The 17,844-nt window shown below is 39.9% G+C and carries 17 protein-coding genes; 16 read left to right on the forward strand and 1 reads right to left on the reverse strand.

What is annotated here, in order from left to right:
- Nucleotides 1-30 precede the first annotated feature (30 nt).
- From bcd to QUG14_RS26630, 15 genes are all read left to right on the forward strand, one after another.
- Nucleotides 31-1,125 (forward strand): branched-chain amino acid dehydrogenase, encoded by a 1,095-nt coding sequence (gene bcd, locus QUG14_RS26560; protein ID WP_289343472.1) that lies wholly within the window; start codon nt 31-33, stop codon nt 1,123-1,125.
- A 111-nt stretch (nt 1,126-1,236) separates the two neighbouring features.
- Nucleotides 1,237-2,319 carry a butyrate kinase gene (buk, locus tag QUG14_RS26565; RefSeq protein WP_483310817.1) on the forward strand — a complete coding sequence of 361 codons (1,083 nt, stop codon included), beginning with the start codon at nt 1,237-1,239 and terminating at the stop codon, nt 2,317-2,319.
- A gap of 19 nt (nt 2,320-2,338) precedes the next feature.
- Nucleotides 2,339-3,760, forward strand: a complete 1,422-nt coding sequence (gene lpdA / locus QUG14_RS26570; RefSeq protein ID WP_289343474.1) for a dihydrolipoyl dehydrogenase — start codon at nt 2,339-2,341, stop codon at nt 3,758-3,760.
- 36 nt (nt 3,761-3,796) lie between these two features.
- A complete protein-coding gene (locus tag QUG14_RS26575; RefSeq protein ID WP_289343475.1) occupies nt 3,797-4,792 on the forward strand; it encodes a thiamine pyrophosphate-dependent dehydrogenase E1 component subunit alpha in 996 nt (331 codons plus the stop codon).
- 12 nt (nt 4,793-4,804) lie between these two features.
- Entirely contained in the window at nt 4,805-5,788 is a 984-nt protein-coding gene (locus QUG14_RS26580; protein ID WP_289343476.1) for an alpha-ketoacid dehydrogenase subunit beta, read from the forward strand.
- A 141-nt stretch (nt 5,789-5,929) separates the two neighbouring features.
- Nucleotides 5,930-7,231, forward strand: coding sequence for a dihydrolipoamide acetyltransferase family protein (locus QUG14_RS26585; RefSeq protein WP_289343477.1), 1,302 nt, complete (start codon nt 5,930-5,932; stop codon nt 7,229-7,231).
- A gap of 129 nt (nt 7,232-7,360) precedes the next feature.
- On the forward strand, nt 7,361-9,229 hold the full coding sequence (locus tag QUG14_RS26590; RefSeq protein ID WP_289343478.1) for a methylmalonyl-CoA mutase subunit beta: 1,869 nt from the start codon (nt 7,361-7,363) through the stop codon (nt 9,227-9,229).
- Nucleotides 9,226-11,424, forward strand: coding sequence for a methylmalonyl-CoA mutase (gene scpA, locus QUG14_RS26595; protein WP_289343479.1), 2,199 nt, complete (start codon nt 9,226-9,228; stop codon nt 11,422-11,424). Before QUG14_RS26590 ends, scpA begins: the two co-directional genes overlap by 4 nt.
- The gene (meaB, locus tag QUG14_RS26600; protein ID WP_289343480.1) at nt 11,425-12,549 is read left to right on the forward strand and encodes a methylmalonyl Co-A mutase-associated GTPase MeaB; all 1,125 of its coding nucleotides are present in this window, start codon (nt 11,425-11,427) and stop codon (nt 12,547-12,549) included.
- A 114-nt stretch (nt 12,550-12,663) separates the two neighbouring features.
- Nucleotides 12,664-13,101: a BrxA/BrxB family bacilliredoxin gene (locus tag QUG14_RS26605; protein ID WP_289343481.1), complete on the forward strand. Its 438-nt coding sequence runs from the start codon at nt 12,664-12,666 to the stop codon at nt 13,099-13,101.
- Nucleotides 13,102-13,320: 219 nt separating this feature from the next.
- The gene (locus tag QUG14_RS26610) at nt 13,321-14,097 is read left to right on the forward strand and encodes a transporter substrate-binding domain-containing protein (protein ID WP_289343482.1); all 777 of its coding nucleotides are present in this window, start codon (nt 13,321-13,323) and stop codon (nt 14,095-14,097) included.
- Nucleotides 14,098-14,171: 74 nt separating this feature from the next.
- Entirely contained in the window at nt 14,172-14,831 is a 660-nt protein-coding gene (locus tag QUG14_RS26615; RefSeq protein ID WP_289343483.1) for an amino acid ABC transporter permease, read from the forward strand.
- Complete coding sequence (locus QUG14_RS26620; RefSeq protein ID WP_289343484.1) at nt 14,824-15,546, forward strand: amino acid ABC transporter ATP-binding protein; 723 nt, start codon at nt 14,824-14,826, stop codon at nt 15,544-15,546. Before QUG14_RS26615 ends, QUG14_RS26620 begins: the two co-directional genes overlap by 8 nt.
- A 60-nt stretch (nt 15,547-15,606) precedes the next feature.
- On the forward strand, nt 15,607-16,590 hold the full coding sequence (locus tag QUG14_RS26625; RefSeq protein WP_289343485.1) for an aromatic acid exporter family protein: 984 nt from the start codon (nt 15,607-15,609) through the stop codon (nt 16,588-16,590).
- A 22-nt stretch (nt 16,591-16,612) separates the two neighbouring features.
- Nucleotides 16,613-17,125 carry a L,D-transpeptidase gene (locus QUG14_RS26630; RefSeq protein WP_289343486.1) on the forward strand — a complete coding sequence of 171 codons (513 nt, stop codon included), beginning with the start codon at nt 16,613-16,615 and terminating at the stop codon, nt 17,123-17,125.
- Nucleotides 17,126-17,177: 52 nt separating this feature from the next.
- On the opposite strand, the gene prli42 is transcribed toward QUG14_RS26630, so the two are convergent.
- Nucleotides 17,178-17,273, reverse strand: a complete 96-nt coding sequence (gene prli42, locus QUG14_RS26635; protein WP_179157034.1) for a stressosome-associated protein Prli42 — start codon at nt 17,271-17,273, stop codon at nt 17,178-17,180.
- Between the two features lie 160 nt (nt 17,274-17,433).
- Here prli42 and mce point away from each other — a divergent pair, with 160 nt between their 5' ends.
- Nucleotides 17,434-17,838, forward strand: a complete 405-nt coding sequence (mce, locus tag QUG14_RS26640; protein ID WP_289343487.1) for a methylmalonyl-CoA epimerase — start codon at nt 17,434-17,436, stop codon at nt 17,836-17,838.
- The last annotated feature ends 6 nt before the right edge of the window (nt 17,839-17,844 follow it).

Here is a 17,844-nt window from a genome sequence, read left to right on the forward strand (position 1 = left end):
GTAGCTTTCAAATTAGAGGAGGATGTTAACATGGAAATTTTTAAGTACTTAGAACAATATGATTATGAGCAGGTTGTATTTTGCCAGGATAAACAATCTGGATTAAAGGCAATTATTGCGATACATGATACCACATTGGGCCCAGCATTGGGAGGAACACGTATGTGGACATACGAATCAGAAGCAGCAGCAATTGAAGATGCGCTAAGATTAGCAAAAGGAATGACCTACAAAAATGCAGCAGCAGGATTAAACCTAGGCGGAGGAAAAACAGTAATTATTGGTGACCCTCGTAAAGATAAGAGTGAAGAATTGTTCCGTGCATTTGGACGTTATATTCAAGGGCTAAATGGTAGATATATTACCGCGGAGGATGTTGGTACAACAGTTGCGGATATGGATTTAATCCATGAAGAAACAGACTATGTAACTGGTATTTCCCCTGCATTCGGTTCATCTGGTAATCCTTCACCTGTAACAGCATATGGTGTGTACGTGGGAATGAAAGCTGCTGCAAAAGAGGCATTCGGTTCTGATTCCCTTGAAGGTAAAGTCGTTGCGATTCAAGGCGTTGGGAATGTCGCTTATACACTTTGTCAATACTTGCATAAAGAGGGTGCACAATTAATTGTTACGGACATTAACAAGGAAGCTGTTCAGCGGGCAGTAGAGGATTTTGGGGCACGTGCGGTAGATCCAAATGAGATTTATAGTGTTGAATGTGATATTTATGCTCCTTGTGCCCTTGGTGCCACAATTAATGATGATACAATTCCACAACTTAAGGCAAAGGTCATCGCGGGTTCTGCAAATAACCAATTAAAAGATACACGTCACGGTGACATTATCCATGAAATGGGTATCGTTTATGCACCTGATTATGTAATAAATGCTGGCGGTGTAATTAACGTGGCAGATGAACTTTATGGATACAACCATGAAAGGGCAATGAAAAAGGTTGATCAAATATATGCAAGCATCGAAAAGGTAATTGCTATTTCCAAGCGTGATGGCATTCCTACCTATGTGGCAGCAGACAGAATGGCTGAAGAAAGAATTGAGAAAATGCGTAATTCCCGCAGTCAATTCCTACAAAATGGTCATCATATCTTAAGTCGTCGCTAGAGAGAAAATAAGCAGGACTGAACGCTGGATGAGTAATTCAGCGTCTTTCCCTTTACTAATGTGAAATGTAAAAAATGGAGGTCAAATACGTTGCCTGATACTAAATATCGAATGCTCGTCATCAACCCAGGTTCCACTTCAACTAAGATTGGTGTCTTCGATAATGAAATTTCCATTTTAGAAAAAACAATCCGTCATGATTCAGAAATAATTAATTCATTTGCCAATATTATTGATCAATATGAATTTAGAAAGAATACGATCTTGGATACACTGGATAATGAAGGAATCAATATATCCAAACTGAGTGCTGTTTGTGGACGTGGGGGGCTCTTGAGGCCTATTGAAGGTGGAACCTATGGCGTCAATGAAACGATGCTTGAAGATTTGCGGACCGGTTTTGCTGGCCAGCATGCTTCAAATCTTGGTGGTATTATTGCCTATGAAATAGCTGATGGTTTAAATATTCCGTCCTTTATTGTCGATCCCGTTGTCGTAGATGAACTTGAACCGATTGCAAGAATTTCTGGTTTTTCTTTAATTGAAAGAGTGAGTATTTTTCATGCATTAAATCAAAAAGCTGTAGCAAGAAGAGTTGCAAAAGAATTAGGGAAAAAATATACCGATTTAAATTTAATCGTTACACATATGGGTGGCGGTATTACGGTTGGGGTACATAAGCAAGGAAAAGTCATTGATGTAAACAATGGCCTCCATGGTGATGGTCCTTTTAGTCCTGAACGTGCAGGAACAGTTCCTGCAGGTGATTTAGTAGCACTATGCTATTCAGGTCAATACTATCGCGATGAAATCATGAAGAAACTTGTCGGTCAAGGTGGTCTTGTCGGCTACCTTGGAACAAATGATGCAGTCGAAGTGGAAAGAAGAATCGAAGCTGGTGATGAACAAGCAACGCTTATTTATGAAGCAATGGCCTACCAGGTAGCTAAGGAGATAGGAGCAGCCAGTGCAGTATTAGCAGGAAAAGTAGATGCTATTGTGCTTACGGGCGGTCTTGCTTATGGTAAAGGTTTTGTTAAATCCATCACAGATAGGATAAATTGGATAGCCGATATCATTGTCCATCCAGGTGAGAATGAACTTCAAGCATTAGCTGAAGGTGCATTAAGAGTTTTACGTGGAGAGGAAAAAGTAAAAGAATATCCGGGTACCTTCAAAACAGCAAAAATTTAACAATTGGGGAGGAAATACAGTGTCACAAGAATACGATTTAGTCATTCTTGGCGGTGGTACTGGCGGATATGTGGCCGCCATTCGTGCCTCTCAGCTGGGCTTAAAAACAGCAATCGTTGAAAAAGGGAAACTTGGAGGAACCTGTCTTCATAAAGGCTGTATACCAAGTAAGGCACTTCTCAGAAGTGCTGAGGTTTATGCGACAGCAAAGCACAGTGAAGATTTTGGTGTTATTACGAGTGAAGTATCCTTTAACTTTGTTAAAGTTCAGGAGAGAAAAAATAAAATCATCGATCAACTTCATAAAGGTGTACAACATCTCATGAAGCAAGGAAAAATAGATGTTTATGAAGGTTTAGGCAGAATTTTAGGACCGTCCATTTTTTCACCGATGCCAGGGACTATTTCAGTTGAAATGAATAATGGTGAAGAAAATGAAATGCTTATTCCAAAAAACGTTGTGGTTGCGACGGGTTCAAGACCAAGAACTCTTCCAGGACTTGAAATAGATGGTGAGTTTGTGATTACCTCTGATGAAGCTTTGGAACTTGAAACTCTGCCAACTTCGATCATTATTGTTGGCGGTGGAGTCATTGGAATTGAGTGGGCGTCTATGCTGTCTGATTTTGGGGTTGAAGTAACCGTGATCGAGTATGCGAACACCATTATTCCAACAGAGGATAAAGAGATTTCTAAAGAAATGCAGCGCCTTATGAAGAAAAAGGGTATCAAGCTTGTTACAGGAGCTAAAGTCCTTCCTGAAACACTAGTTAAGAGTGATGGCGTTACGATTTCAGCAGAAGTGAAGTCTGGCGTGAAAGAATTTAAAGCAGAAAAACTCCTTGTATCTGTTGGACGTCAGGCAAATGTCGAAGGAATTGGATTGGAAAATACAGAAATCCAAGTAGAAAAAGGTTTTATCGTTACGAATGAATTTTATCAAACAAAAGAATCACATATTTACGCTATTGGTGATGTCATTGGGGGACTTCAGTTGGCGCATGTTGCCTCCCACGAAGGTATTATTGCAGTTGAACATATTGCTAGAAAAGATCCTTCCGAACTTAATTACAATTTAGTATCTAGATGTATTTATAGCAATCCAGAGGTTTCAAGCGTTGGAATAACGGAAGAACAGGCAATTGAAAAGGGCCATAAAGTAAAAGTAGGTAAGTTTTCATTCCGAGCAATTGGGAAGGCACTTGTTTTTGGAGAATCCGATGGTTTTGTCAAGATTGTTGCTGATGAAGAGACCAATGATATTCTAGGGGTGCATATGATTGGTCCGCATGTTACTGACATGATTACAGAAGCAGGATTGGCAATGGTATTGGATGCTACTCCATGGGAAATCGCTCATACGATCCATCCGCATCCAACTTTGTCAGAAGCCATTGGGGAAGCTGCGCTAGCAGTTGATGGAAGAGCAATCCATTCTTAAGGGGATTTTGGAATGAACAAACGGGGGGTTTAAAAAATGGCTGAAAATCGTCATCATGCATTAGGGTTAAGTGATGAAAAGGTTTTAGAAATGTATGAAATTATGCTTTTAGCACGTCGGATAGATGAACGGATGTGGTTATTAAATCGTGCTGGTAAAATTCCATTTGTAATATCCTGTCAAGGACAAGAAGCTGCACAAGTAGGGGCTGCGTTTGCACTGGATACAGAGAAGGATTACGTTCTTCCATATTATCGTGACATGGGGGTTGTTTTAACATTCGGAATGACACCAAAGGAACTTATGCTTTCTGGTTTTGCAAAAGAGGAAGATCCAAACTCTGGCGGAAGACAAATGCCTGGTCACTTTGGGCAAAAGAGAAATCGAATTGTTACCGGGTCATCACCAGTAACAACTCAAGTTCCACATGCTGTAGGTGTAGCACTAGCAGGGAAAATGGAAAAAAAGGATCTTGTGACTTTTGTAACCTTTGGTGAAGGGTCTTCAAACCAAGGAGATTTCCACGAAGGTGCAAACTTTGCTGGAGTTCATAAATTGCCAGTCATTTTCATGTGTGAAAATAATAAATATGCGATTTCTGTTCCTATTGAGAAACAATTGGGCTGTGAAAAAGTTTCTGACCGCGCAATTGGGTACGGAATGCCAGGTTTTACTGTTGATGGGAATGATCCATTAGAAGTCTATAAAGTGGTAAAGGAAGCTGCAGAACGTGGACGCAGGGGTGAAGGTCCTTCCTTAATTGAAACCATTTCATATCGACTTACACCACACTCTTCTGATGATGATGACCGTTCCTACCGTGCCCCTGATGAAGTGGCGAAAGCGAAAACGAAGGATCCAATCATTACCTTTGGTGCCTATTTAAAAGAAACAGGCGTAATGAATGATGAGTCGGAAAAAGAAATCAACGAACGTGTGATGAAACAAGTGAATGAAGCCACTGATTATGCAGAGAATGCACCGTATGCAGCACCTGAACACGCGCTGAAATACGTTTATGCGGATAAGTAAGGGGGATGTAACATGGCAGTAATTTCATATATAGATGCGGTCACAATGGCCATTCGAGAAGAAATGGAAAGAGATCCAAAGGTTTTTGTTCTTGGTGAAGACGTTGGGGTAAAAGGCGGAGTATTTAAGGCAACTCAAGGCTTATATGAACAATTTGGAGAAGAGCGTGTGATTGACACACCACTAGCTGAATCTGCGATAGCCGGGGTAGGAATTGGTGCAGCGATGTACGGAATGAGACCCATTGCAGAAATGCAATTTGCTGATTTTATTATGCCTGCTGTGAACCAAATTATTTCAGAGGCCGCAAAGATTCGTTATCGTTCAAATAACGACTGGAACTGTCCAATGGTCATTCGTGCACCATATGGTGGTGGAGTTCACGGTGCACTTTACCATTCACAATCTGTTGAAGCGGTGTTTGCGAATACTCCAGGCTTGAAAATTGTTATGCCTTCAACTCCATACGATGTTAAGGGCCTATTAAAAGCTGCTATTCGTGATAATGATCCAGTTTTATTCTTCGAGCATAAGCGGGCATACCGTCTAATTAAAGGAGAAGTGCCAACTGATGATTACACCTTGCCAATTGGAAAAGCAGATGTGAAGCGTGAAGGTGAAGACATTACGGTTATCACTTATGGGCTATGTGTTCATTTTGCCCTTCAGGCTGCCGAAAAATTAGCTAAGGATGGAATCTCCACTCATATTCTTGATCTAAGAACGGTTTATCCTTTAGATAAAGAGGCAATCATTGAAGCTGCTTCTAAAACTGGTAAAGTATTACTTGTTACCGAGGATAATAAAGAAGGCAGTATTATTAGTGAAGTATCTGCTATCATAGCCGAAAATTGTTTGTTTGAATTAGACGCTCCAATTATGCGCTTAGCTGGTCCAGATGTCCCAGCGATGCCATATGCTCCGACAATGGAGAAGTTCTTTATGGTTAATCCTGATAAAGTTGAAAAAGCAATGCGAGAATTAGCGGAATATTAAAACGAAAAGCGGAGGCGACTTGGGCAGCCCCGACAAGCGTAAGACGAGCCGGCAGCAAGGTTGCTTTTTAACCTTCTTGACGGATTGGCTTATGACCTCGAGAGGGTAGTCGCCGTAGCTAGACAATAGGAGGCCGGAAGCTTGGTTATTGAACAAATTAAAATGCCTCAGTTAGGGGAAAGTGTAACCGAAGGAACAATCTCAAAGTGGCTTGTTTCTGTCGGTGATAAAGTGAATAAATACGATCCATTAGCTGAAGTCATGACAGATAAAGTAAATGCAGAAGTTCCTTCTTCCTTCACAGGTACCATTAAAGAGTTGGTTGCCGAGGATGGAGATACACTTGCGGTCGGAGAAATCATTTGTACAATTGAAATCGAAGGTGGCAATGCACAAGAAGAGAAGGCTAGTGAGCAAAAAACAGAAGTAACAGAGACAGTGGTTGTTTCCGAGCAGGCTGATCAAGGAAACAAGGCCCGTTATTCACCAGCTGTTTTAAAAATTTCTCAGGAAAATGGAATTGATTTAACACAGGTGACAGGTACCGGTGCAGGGGGCCGTATAACAAGAAAAGATTTATTGAAATTAATTGAATCAGGGAATATTCCAACTGCAGGTGCAAAAGTAGAGGCACCAAAGCAGGCAGCGACTCAACCAGAAGAAGCAGTTTCATCCGTTTCCACTCAGCCAGCTGCAGCTCCAAAACCATCTGTTCCTGCTCCGAGTATCCCTGTTGCAGCAGGCGATATCGAAATACCAGTAACAGGAATCCGTAAAGCAATTGCGGCAAACATGCTCCGCAGCAAGCACGAAGCACCGCATGCATGGACCATGATTGAAGTCGATGCAACAAACCTTGTAGAATACCGCAATTCTTTAAAGGATGAGTTTAAGAAAAAAGAAGGCTTCAACTTAACTTTCTTTGCATTCTTCGTAAAAGCAGTTGCGCAAGCTCTAAAAGAATTCCCACAGATTAATTCCATGTGGGCTGGAGATAAGATTATTCAAAAGAAAGACATCAATATCTCGATTGCCGTAGCAACTGATGATGCATTGTATGTACCAGTTATTAAACACGCAGATGAGAAAACCATTAAAGGAATTGCTCGTGAAATCTCGGAATTAGCAATTAAAGTTAGAAATGGTAAACTACGTTCAGAAGATATGCAGGGTGGAACGTTTACTGTAAACAATACTGGCTCTTTTGGTTCTGTTCAATCAATGGGAATTATCAACTACCCACAGGCAGCAATTCTACAAGTAGAATCTATCGTAAAGCGACCAGTCGTCATGAACAATGGAATGATTGCTGTTCGTGATATGGTGAATCTATGTATGTCACTTGACCACAGGGTATTAGATGGACTTGTTTGCGGCCGATTCCTTCAACGAGTAAAAGAAATTCTGGAAAACACATCAAAATCAACAACTTCTATTTACTAATGAAAATAACCGCTTCCGGGTTCGGTAGCGGTTTTTTATTGCTTGTCTTGTCTTTGTGTCCTAAAATAGAGATATCAAGTAATTTAGAGAATATTTCGTTATTTTATTTTAAGATAGGGGGGGAAACAAATGAGTTTAGAGAAATTACTTAATCAGGCTTTTTCTTTGAAGACGAAAGCGGATTGGAAAGTAAAGGCAGAGGAATCACTAAAAGGTAAAAGTGTTGAAACATTAAAAAGCAGTACATATGAAAACATAATTTTGGAACCGCTTTATTCCCGGGAAGATGATAAGAAGACACCAGATTATCCGGGAGGTTCTGATTTTCGTAGAGGCATTAATTCATTAGGATATGTAACAAAAGAATGGAAGGTTGCGCAGCGAATTTCATATAATTCTGTTGATGAATTGAAGGAAAAGCTTCATGAGAACGTTGAAAAAGGACAAACAGCTCTTTCATTTGAAGTTTCAGAGGCTCTTTTAGAAACAAAAGAAAGGTTAAATGAAATACTTGGGGATTTACCTTCTATATTCCCGTTTGCAGTAAATGGGAGAGGCATGCAATCAACATTTCTAGCAGCTTTAGCAAAACATGAGGATATCGCTACACAAATTAGTGGGTATATTGGCAGCGACCCAATCTCTTTGTTTGCAGAGGATGGAGTCATTGAAGAAGACTTTTTCAAGGGTTGGGTCAATGATATAAAACTGGCAAATCTAAAACTACCAAAATTAAGGACAGTTTTAATAAATACATCAACCTACCATCAAGGAGGCGCCAATGCAGTTCAGGAACTGGGAATTGCAGCTGCAACTGGTACCTTCTATCTTCAGACGCTGCTTGAAGACGGAATGAAGCTTGAGGAGATTCTTACCAAGATGGTTTTTCAATTCTCCATTGGAAGTAATTTCTTTATGGAGCTAGCCAAGATGCGTGCAGCACGTATTTTATGGAATAAAATTTCTCAAGTTTACGGAGCTGACACAAAGAACCGAGGAATGCAGATTGCAGCAGAAACTTCATCATTCACAAAAACAGTCTATGATCCTCATGTAAACATCCTTCGTGCTGGAAATGAGGCGTTTGCAGCAGTATTAGGGGGAGTTCAATATCTCCATGTAACTCCGTTTGATTACGCAACCGGAGGTTCACAGTTAGCAGAACGAATTGCAAGAAATACGCAAAACATTCTGAAGGAAGAAGCAAATTTACAAAAAGTAGTAGACCCTGCCGGCGGCTCCTGGTATGTAGAAGCATTGACAACGGAGCTTGCAGAAAAAGCGTGGAAGTATTTTCAGCAAATTGAAGCAAAGGGCGGCATGATTGAAGCTTTAAAAACAGGCTGGTTGCAAGATGAAATATCCTCTGTAAATGAAAAACGGAAGCAGGATATTTATACGAGAAAACAAAGCATTATTGGAACGAATGTTTATGCTAATCTTGATGAGTCAGTTGCTTGTGCTAATGGGCGGACTGTAGACAGTTATTTGGGACAGGTTACTCCAAGTATACAAATTAGAGCCATACAAAACATAAGACTATCAGAGCCTTTTGAGAACCTGCGCAGGATTAGTGAACGGATTGAAAGCAAATCAGGGGATAAACCAATGGTTGGCATGATTTGCCTTGGAGAGCTTAAACAATACAAACCTAGACTGGATTTTATGAAAGGATTTCTCGCTGCTGGAGGTTTGCAGACAGTTGAAAGCGAGCCAAAACAATCCTTGGAACAGGCAAAACAATTTATTCTTGGTCAAAAAACTAAGTATTTTTGCTTCTGTGGCAGCAATGATCAATATGAGTCCGAGGGGCATGGAATTCTTTCTGCCTTGAAAAAAGAATTTCCTGATCGAATTTTTTATTTAGCAGGATTACCCCATAAAGATGTTCATATGCAATGGATGAATGAGGGAGTTAATCAGTTTATCCATCTAAAAAGTAATTGCTATGAAACTCTTGCATTCATTTTATCAGCGATGGAGGTGGCACACAGATGAAGTCACAAAAGCCTGATTTTCAAAACATTACCTTATTTGATAAACAAGAATTCATCACAAAAGAAGAATGGAAAGACCAAGTTGAAAAGGAAATTGAAACTTCCATCGATGATTTACTATATGAAACCAATGAACAAATTCAACTAAAACCGCTTTATACTTCCGAGGACCGTGAAGGAATACAACACTTAGATGACCTTCCGGGACTGCCTCCTTATACACGAGGGCCCTATTCAACGATGTATGTCAATCGTCCATGGACGGTAAGACAATATGCTGGGTTTTCGACCGCTGAGGAGAGTAATGCTTTCTATCGCAGAAATTTAGCAATGGGCCAAAAAGGTTTATCCGTTGCCTTTGATTTAGCGACACATCGCGGCTATGATTCCGACCATACACGGGTGGTTGGTGATGTAGGTAAAGCAGGCGTTGCAATCGATTCTGTTTTGGATATGAAGACACTTTTCGATGGAATACCTTTGGACCAAATGTCCGTTTCCATGACGATGAATGGTGCGGTTTTACCGATTCTTGCTTTTTTCATTGTTACCGCTGAGGAACAGGGAGTCACGCAGGATAAGCTGTCCGGTACGATTCAAAATGATATTTTAAAAGAGTATATGGTCCGTAACACGTATATTTATCCACCCGAGATGTCGATGAAAATCATTGCGGATATTTTTGAGTATACCTCTAAATATATGCCAAAGTTTAATAGTATCAGTATTTCTGGCTATCATTTGCAGGAGGCAGGGGCTCCTGCTGATTTGGAATTAGCTTATACCCTTGCTGATGGATTGGAATATGTAAGGACAGGGCTCAAGGCTGGAATTGACATCGATAAATTTGCCCCGAGACTATCCTTTTTCTGGGCAGTAGGCATGAATTACTTTATGGAAGTGGCTAAAATGCGGGCGGCCCGTTTAATCTGGGCAAAAATGATGAAATCCTTTGAGCCGAAAAATGAGAAATCAATGGCGCTTAGAACTCATTCCCAAACATCAGGGTGGAGTTTGACAGAACAAGATCCATTTAATAATGTCATTCGTACCTTACTTGAGGCACATGCTGCGGCAATGGGACATACACAATCCCTCCATACCAATGCGTTGGATGAAGCGATTGCTTTACCAACTGATTTCTCTGCTCGTATTGCCCGAAACACACAACTATTTTTACAAGAAGAAACGGGTATCACCAATGTAATAGATCCTTGGGCTGGATCGTATTATGTTGAAAAGCTGACAGATGAATTGGTAAACAGAGCTTGGACACATATAGAGGAAATTGAAAATCTAGGCGGCATGGCCAAAGCAATCGAGACGGGTCTGCCAAAAATGAGAATCGAAGAAGCCGCGGCTAGAAGACAAGCGCAAATCGACTCAGGTAAAGAAACGATTATCGGCGTAAACCGCTATCGTCTCGAGAAGGAAGAAGCCATTGATATTTTGGATATTGATAATTCAGCAGTTCGGTTAAAGCAAATTGAGAAATTAACAAGCTTGAAAGCTGGACGCGATGATGCAAAGGTGGCAGAAGCTTTAGCAGCTTTAACTAAGGGTGCCCAAACGGGTGAAAGCAACTTATTAGAGCTCGCAGTACAAGCTGCAAGAGTTCGCGCCACACTAGGTGAAATTTCTGATGCAATTGAGGAGGTTTCCAGCAGACATAAAGCTGTTATTCGATCTATTAGCGGGGTGTATAGTAAAGCATTTTCAAACGAAGAGGAAATCAGCACTGTGAAAAAGATGACCGATGATTTCCTAGAAAGTGAAGGCAGAAGGCCAAGAATTCTGATTGCAAAAATGGGGCAGGATGGACATGACCGTGGTGCAAAGGTTATAGCGACCGCCTTCGCTGACCTAGGATTTGATGTCGATATCGGTCCACTATTCCAGACTCCAGAAGAAACGGCCATGCAGGCGGTAGAAAATGATGTTCATGTCATTGGAATGAGTTCACTTGCAGCAGGTCACAAGACATTGTTACCACAGCTTGGTGCTGAGTTAAAAAAGCTTGGTCGTGAAGACATATTAATGGTCATTGGCGGTGTTATTCCAGCTCAGGACTATCAATTTTTATATGAAAATGGAGCATCGGCAATTTTCGGTCCAGGAACGATTATCCCAGTTGCTGCTCAAAAGGTGATTAAGGAAATTTATAAGCAGCTTGGCTATGAGGAAGTGGAGAAATAAATGTCTGAGGATAGGAAACCGGAATGGAGCGACCCAAATGAACCGGAAAAATTCTCAAGCGTAATTAAGCGGGGGCAGGAGCTGGAAGGTCAGCCCATTAGCATTGAAAAAAACACCATCTTTCAAAAACGCAAGTCTGTGGAACCAAGTATTGAAGAATTAGTTGATGGAGTTCTCTCGGGGAATAGAGGCCAGCTGGCTCGTGCCATTACATTAGTTGAAAGTAACGCAGAACAGCATTTCCATAAGGCGCAGGAACTCCTCCAAAAGCTCCTTGCCCACAGTGGAAAGGCAATCAGAATTGGGATAACGGGTGTGCCTGGTGCTGGAAAAAGTACCTTTATCGAAGCGTTTGGCACCTACCTTTGTGACCTTGGTTTACGAGTGGCAGTGTTGGCGGTCGATCCCAGTTCGAGTCTCTCGGGCGGCAGTATTCTTGGTGATAAAACGAGAATGGAGCAATTGTCGCGAAATCCACGGGCCTTTATTCGTCCTTCGCCAACTGCTGGAAAGTTGGGCGGGGTACATCGGAAGACTAGAGAAGCGATGCTGATTTGTGAAGCAGCAGGTTTTGATGTGATATTAATTGAAACTGTTGGAGTGGGTCAAAGCGAAGTGATTATAAGGGACATGGTTGACTTTTTCATGCTGCTTGTCCTGACAGGTGCCGGTGATGAACTTCAAGGCATGAAGAAAGGGATTATGGAGTTAGCAGACGCTGTCCTTGTTCATAAAGCAGATGGAGCCAATAAAGTGAAGGCCGAGCAGACTAGAAAAGAGTATGGCCGTATCCTCCACTTTCTGCGGCCTGCTACAAAGGGATGGTCATCAAAGGCTTATACCTGCTCTTCTTTAACGGGAGAAGGAATTAAAGAGATTTGGGATGTTATTAGGGAGTTTGAAGCGAAAGGAAAATCTTCAGGAGTTTTCTCAGAAAGACGAAAAGGACAACAGCGTGATTGGATTTATTCTTTGATAACCGACCAGCTGCACTACAGCTTCTTCCACCATCCGGATGTGAAACTCAAACTGCCTCAATTAGAAAATCAAGTAATGGCAGGTGAAAAAACAGCAGCAACAGCAGTTGAGATTCTATTTCAGACATTCTTTTCAGACAGTAAATAACGCCAATCAATTGATTGGCAGTTGTTTTTTTGTGAAAAAAACATATTCATTTGATAAAAACATATTTTTACTGTTATCATGTAGTTATATCGACATAAATTAGGAGTGAAAAGTATGAGCATGGATTTCAATTTTTTCATGAATGATGTTGTGACTCAAGCACGTAAAGAGATCGCGGCAGCTGGCTATAAAGAACTAAGAACACCTGAAGAGGTTGAAGAAGCGCTTGAACAAAAAGGTACAACCTTAGTAATGATCAATTCTGTGTGTGGTTGTGCAGGCGGCATTGCACGTCCAGCGGCATCTCATGCCCTTCATTATGATAAACGTCCTGACCATCTTGTTACCGTTTTTGCAGGACAGGATAAAGAAGCAACTGAAAAAGCGCGCAGCTATTTTACAGGCTATCCGCCATCCTCTCCGTCCTTTGCTTTACTAAAAGACGGGAAAATTGTCTCAATGGTAGAAAGACACCAAATTGAAGGCTATGATCCAGCAGCAGTCGTAGCAAGATTACAAAAAGAATTCGAAGAAAACTGCGAAGAACTATAAATGATAGTCAAAAGGGCTAATCTCCTTTAACAGGGGATTAGCTCTTTTTTTATTTTTAAAATAGTAATAATAAATTTTTATAAATATACTTGCATAATTATTTTATCATGTGTTAAAATTCAATACGTTGCATAAATATTGAATTTTAACTCTATAAAGCTAGTAAAGTTATATCTAAAACTAAATTTTAATTTTCAGAAAATTATAGGAGGAAAACAAATGAAAAAAGTAATGGGTTTATTCTTAATAATGATTTTAGCAGTTGGTGTACTTGCAGGCTGTGGTGAAAAGAAAGATGTTAATGAAGGTGATAAAAAGACACTCGTGATGGCAACCTCAGCGGATTATGCACCATTTGAATATATTGAATCAGATAAAAGTGATGAAATTATTGGTTTTGATGTTGATTTAGCAAAAGCGATTGCTGGGAAACTTGGCTATGAAGTAGAAGTAAAAGATATGGATTTTGGCGGTTTGGTTCAGTCACTTAAATCTGGACAAGCAGACTTTGTATTAGCGGGCATGACTCCAACTGAAAAAAGAAAGAAAAACGTTGATTTCAGTGATATCTACTATACTGCTCAACACATGATAATTTCTACAACAGAAAATGGAATTGAAACAATAGAAGATCTAGAGGGTAAAACAGTTGGTGTTCAGTTAGGTTCTATTCAAGAAGGTAAAGCAGAAGAAATTAATGAAACAGTCTCCATCAAAGTAGAAAATCGTAACCGTATCCCAGAACTTATCCAAGAATTGAAGGCCGGTCGTTTTGATGCCATTATTATTGAAGATACAGTTGCTAAAGGATACCTTGATAAAGAAGCTGATTTAACTAGCTTCACTGTCAGCGATGACCCAGAAGAAGCAGGATCTGCGATTGCATTTCCGAAAGAAAGTGGTTTAACGAAAGAATTTAACAAAGAGCTTCAAAAAATGAAGGAAAACGGCGAACTACAAGAATTGATTGTTAAATGGTTTGGTGGGGAAAACTAATTCTACAACAAAGACGTTCAGAAGGTCTTCTGAACGTCTTACTAATTTTCATTAATAGAGAGGACGGCAGATGAATGAACTTAGATTTTGCACAATTCATTCCTTCGATGCCATACATTTTAGAGGGAATACTTGTTACACTTAAAATTGTTATTCTTGCAGGGATATTAGGATTTATTTTAGGGATTATCCTTTCATTGTTTAAAATTAGCAAATTAAAATACCTAGGATGGTTTGCAGACGTTTATACCTCGATTTTTCGTGGTACTCCTTTAGTTTTACAGTTGATGCTCATCTATTACGGTTCACCACAATTACTTGGGTATCAAATTGAACCATACACAGCAGCAATTCTTTCCTTTGCTCTTAATTCTGGTGCATACATATCTGAGATTATTCGAGCAGGGATTCAGGCGATTGATAAAGGACAACAGGAAGCAGCAATGGCCCTTGGTGTTCCCTACACAAAAATGATGTGGGATATCATTCTGCCTCAGGCTCTTAAAAACATTCTGCCGGCACTAATGAACGAATTTATTACGTTAACAAAAGAATCTGCGATTGTCACCACAATTGGAGTAATGGATATCATGCGCCGTTCCTATCAGGTTGGAGCTGAGAATTATTCTTTTTTCGAACCATTACTGATTGCCGGACTGATCTATTACTTAATGGTCGTGACCTTGACATTCCTTGGAAAAGCAGTTGAAAGGAGAATGAGACGCAGTGATTAAGGTTGAAGATTTGCATAAAAATTATGGTAAACTTGAAGTTTTAAAGGGCATCACAACCACAATTGATGCAGGGGAGGTTGTTGCGATTATCGGACCTTCGGGTTCAGGAAAGTCTACCTTCCTTCGCTGCATGAACCTTCTTGAAAAACCAACAAGCGGCAAGATTTTGGTAGGTGACCAAGATGTAACCGATAAAAAAACGAACATCATGAAGGTACGGCAAAACGTTGGAATGGTATTTCAACATTTTCATTTATTTCCGCATAAAACAGTATTGCAGAATCTAACTTATGCACCTATGAAGGTTAAGGGATTGTCAAAGGCAGATGCTGAAAAGATTGCTTTTGATTTGCTTGAAAGAGTAGGATTATCAGAAAAAGCGAATGAGTATCCAACAAGATTATCTGGCGGTCAAAAGCAGCGAGTTGCGATTGCAAGGGCATTGGCAATGGAGCCGGAGATTATGCTTTTTGATGAACCGACCTCTGCTCTTGATCCAGAAATGGTGAAGGAAGTTTTAGAAGTAATGAAATCTCTCGCTCATACTGGAATGACGATGGCGATTGTGACTCACGAAATGGGTTTTGCCCGGGAAGTAGCTGACCGTATTTTATTCCTAGATGGTGGTGTGCTTGTAGAAGATGCAAAGCCACAAGAATTTTTTACAAATCCCAAGAGCAGGCGTGCACAAGATTTCTTGCAAAAAATGCTATAAAAAGGATAAGCTAAAGATGGTCTTATATAGATCATCTTTTTATTTTGAGGAGAAAATGCTATGAAATATCGAATCGGTTCTCGGACGATTAAAACGGCATTAGGAACTGCTATTGCTATCCTACTTGCACAACAGTTAGCTTTAGACAACTTTGCTTCGGCAGGCATACTAACGATACTATGTATCAAGGTTACCAAAAGAAAGTCATTACGTGCATCATGGGATCGATTTTTAGCTTGTGTTTTAGCCATGCTCTTCTCAAGTCTATTTTTTGAAATTATTGGTTACCATCCTATCGTTATAGGGATTATGCTTTTATTCTTTATTCCTACCGTTGTTATGTTTAAAGCAAATGATGGCATTGTTACGAGTAGTGTCATTATTCTCCATATTTATATGGCGAACAAATTATCAATCGATCTTTTTCTCAATGAGCTCGGTGTTATTATAATCGGGATTGGAGTAGCACTGATAATTAATCTTTACATGCCGAGTGCAGACAATAGATTAAAGCAATACCAATTGAAAGTAGAGGATAATTTTAAAATAGTTTTTTGTGAAATGGTAAGGTTTTTAAGAACTGGGGAAAGTAATTGGTCCGGGCAAGAGATTATGGAAACAGCTAAATTACTAGAAGAGGCAAAATCATTTGCTTTTCGTGATGTAGAAAACCATGTTTTACGTGAAGAAAATGACTATTTTCATTATTTTAAAATGAGAGAAAAGCAATTTGAGATTATTGAAAGAATCTTACCCATTGTGACTTCATTAACTGTGACGTTACCCCAAGGAAAAATGATCGCTGAATTTCTTGAAGAATTGTCCGAAAATATACAACCAGGCAATACAGCTCATATTTATCTAGGTAAATTAAAAGAGATGAAAAAGGAATTTGAAGAAATGGATCTTCCAAAAACAAGAGAGGAATTTGAAGTACGTGCCTCACTGCTGCAGTTAGTGAAAGAGATGAATGAATATCTCATTATTAAAAGTTCTTTTAAGACATCAAAGTTGAATAAACCTAGGAAACTCGAAGCAAACTAAGGAAAAAATGGCAGGTGTATTTATGATAAAGATACTATCGCCAATCCTGTTTGCTTTTTTTATTTCACCTCTTTGGCCGCTAGGTCCAAACCCTCTCCCTGGTGACCCATTTGTTATTGTGAATAAAACAACAAATGAAATGGCTCTGATTGATGAAAATAAGGTCCAAACGGTTGTAAGTGTTGGTACTGGAAAAACCAAGGAGTTAACGCCAGAAGGGCTATTTACCATTACGATAAAAGCACAAGACCCATATTATCGCAGGAAGGATATCCCCGGTGGCGATCCTAACAATCCGCTTGGTTCGAGATGGATAGGCTTTGATGCGCAAGGGACAGATGGACGGATTTACGGAATTCATGGAACGAACCAGCCAGCCTCGATTGGAAAATATGTTTCACAAGGCTGTATTCGAACCCAGAATGAAGTCATTTCCTCCCTGTATCCCTTAATTCCACTAGGGACAAAAATATTGGTCACTTCAACGAACAAGTCATTTGAGCAACTAGCAAAAGATAATGGAGCTATTCAATAAAACGTAAAAAGGGACTGTTCCATTAGGAACGGTCCCTTTGTCTATGCTTTAATCAAATAAATTGAGCAATCCCAATTAAGAGAGTTGAGGCTAACATAGCGATTAGCATTAAATATACGACTATTTTTCTTGTTCTTTTCTTATTCAAAGTGGGTTCCCCCTTTATTTTATTAGCTTTCTTTATATTTTACAGGGAAAAGCCCAATAGAACAATGGAACAACATCTCAATTTGGGAAGGAATTATGAATTTTTTAGCGAATATGGTTATTGTCGAAACTATTTAAATTTTGAAAACAGAGGGATCAAAATGATAAAAAAAGTGGATCACATTGGAATCGCCGTTCGCTCACTTGAAACTACACTTCCCTTTTATACAGAGGTGCTGCATCTTCCTTTATTAGGGATTGAAGAAGTTGAAAGCCAAAAGGTTAGAGTTGCATTTTTAAAGGCTGGGGAAACGAAACTAGAACTGCTTGAGCCAACCTCAGAGGATAGTACAATTGCCAAATACATTGAAAAACGTGGTGAGGGGATACACCATGTGGCACTTGGCGTTGATTCGATTGAAGAAAGAATCCAAGAAATGAATGAAAAAGGTATTACGATGATTGATGCAGAACCAAGGATTGGTGCAGGAGGAGCCCATATTGCCTTTATGCATCCAAAATCAGCTTCTGGGGTTTTAGTCGAGCTATGCGAAAAGAAAGGGTGAAGGGGT

Origin of the sequence: Neobacillus sp. CF12, from assembly GCF_030348765.1 — a bacterium.
In the GTDB taxonomy this organism is placed as follows: domain Bacteria; phylum Bacillota; class Bacilli; order Bacillales; family Cytobacillaceae; genus Neobacillus.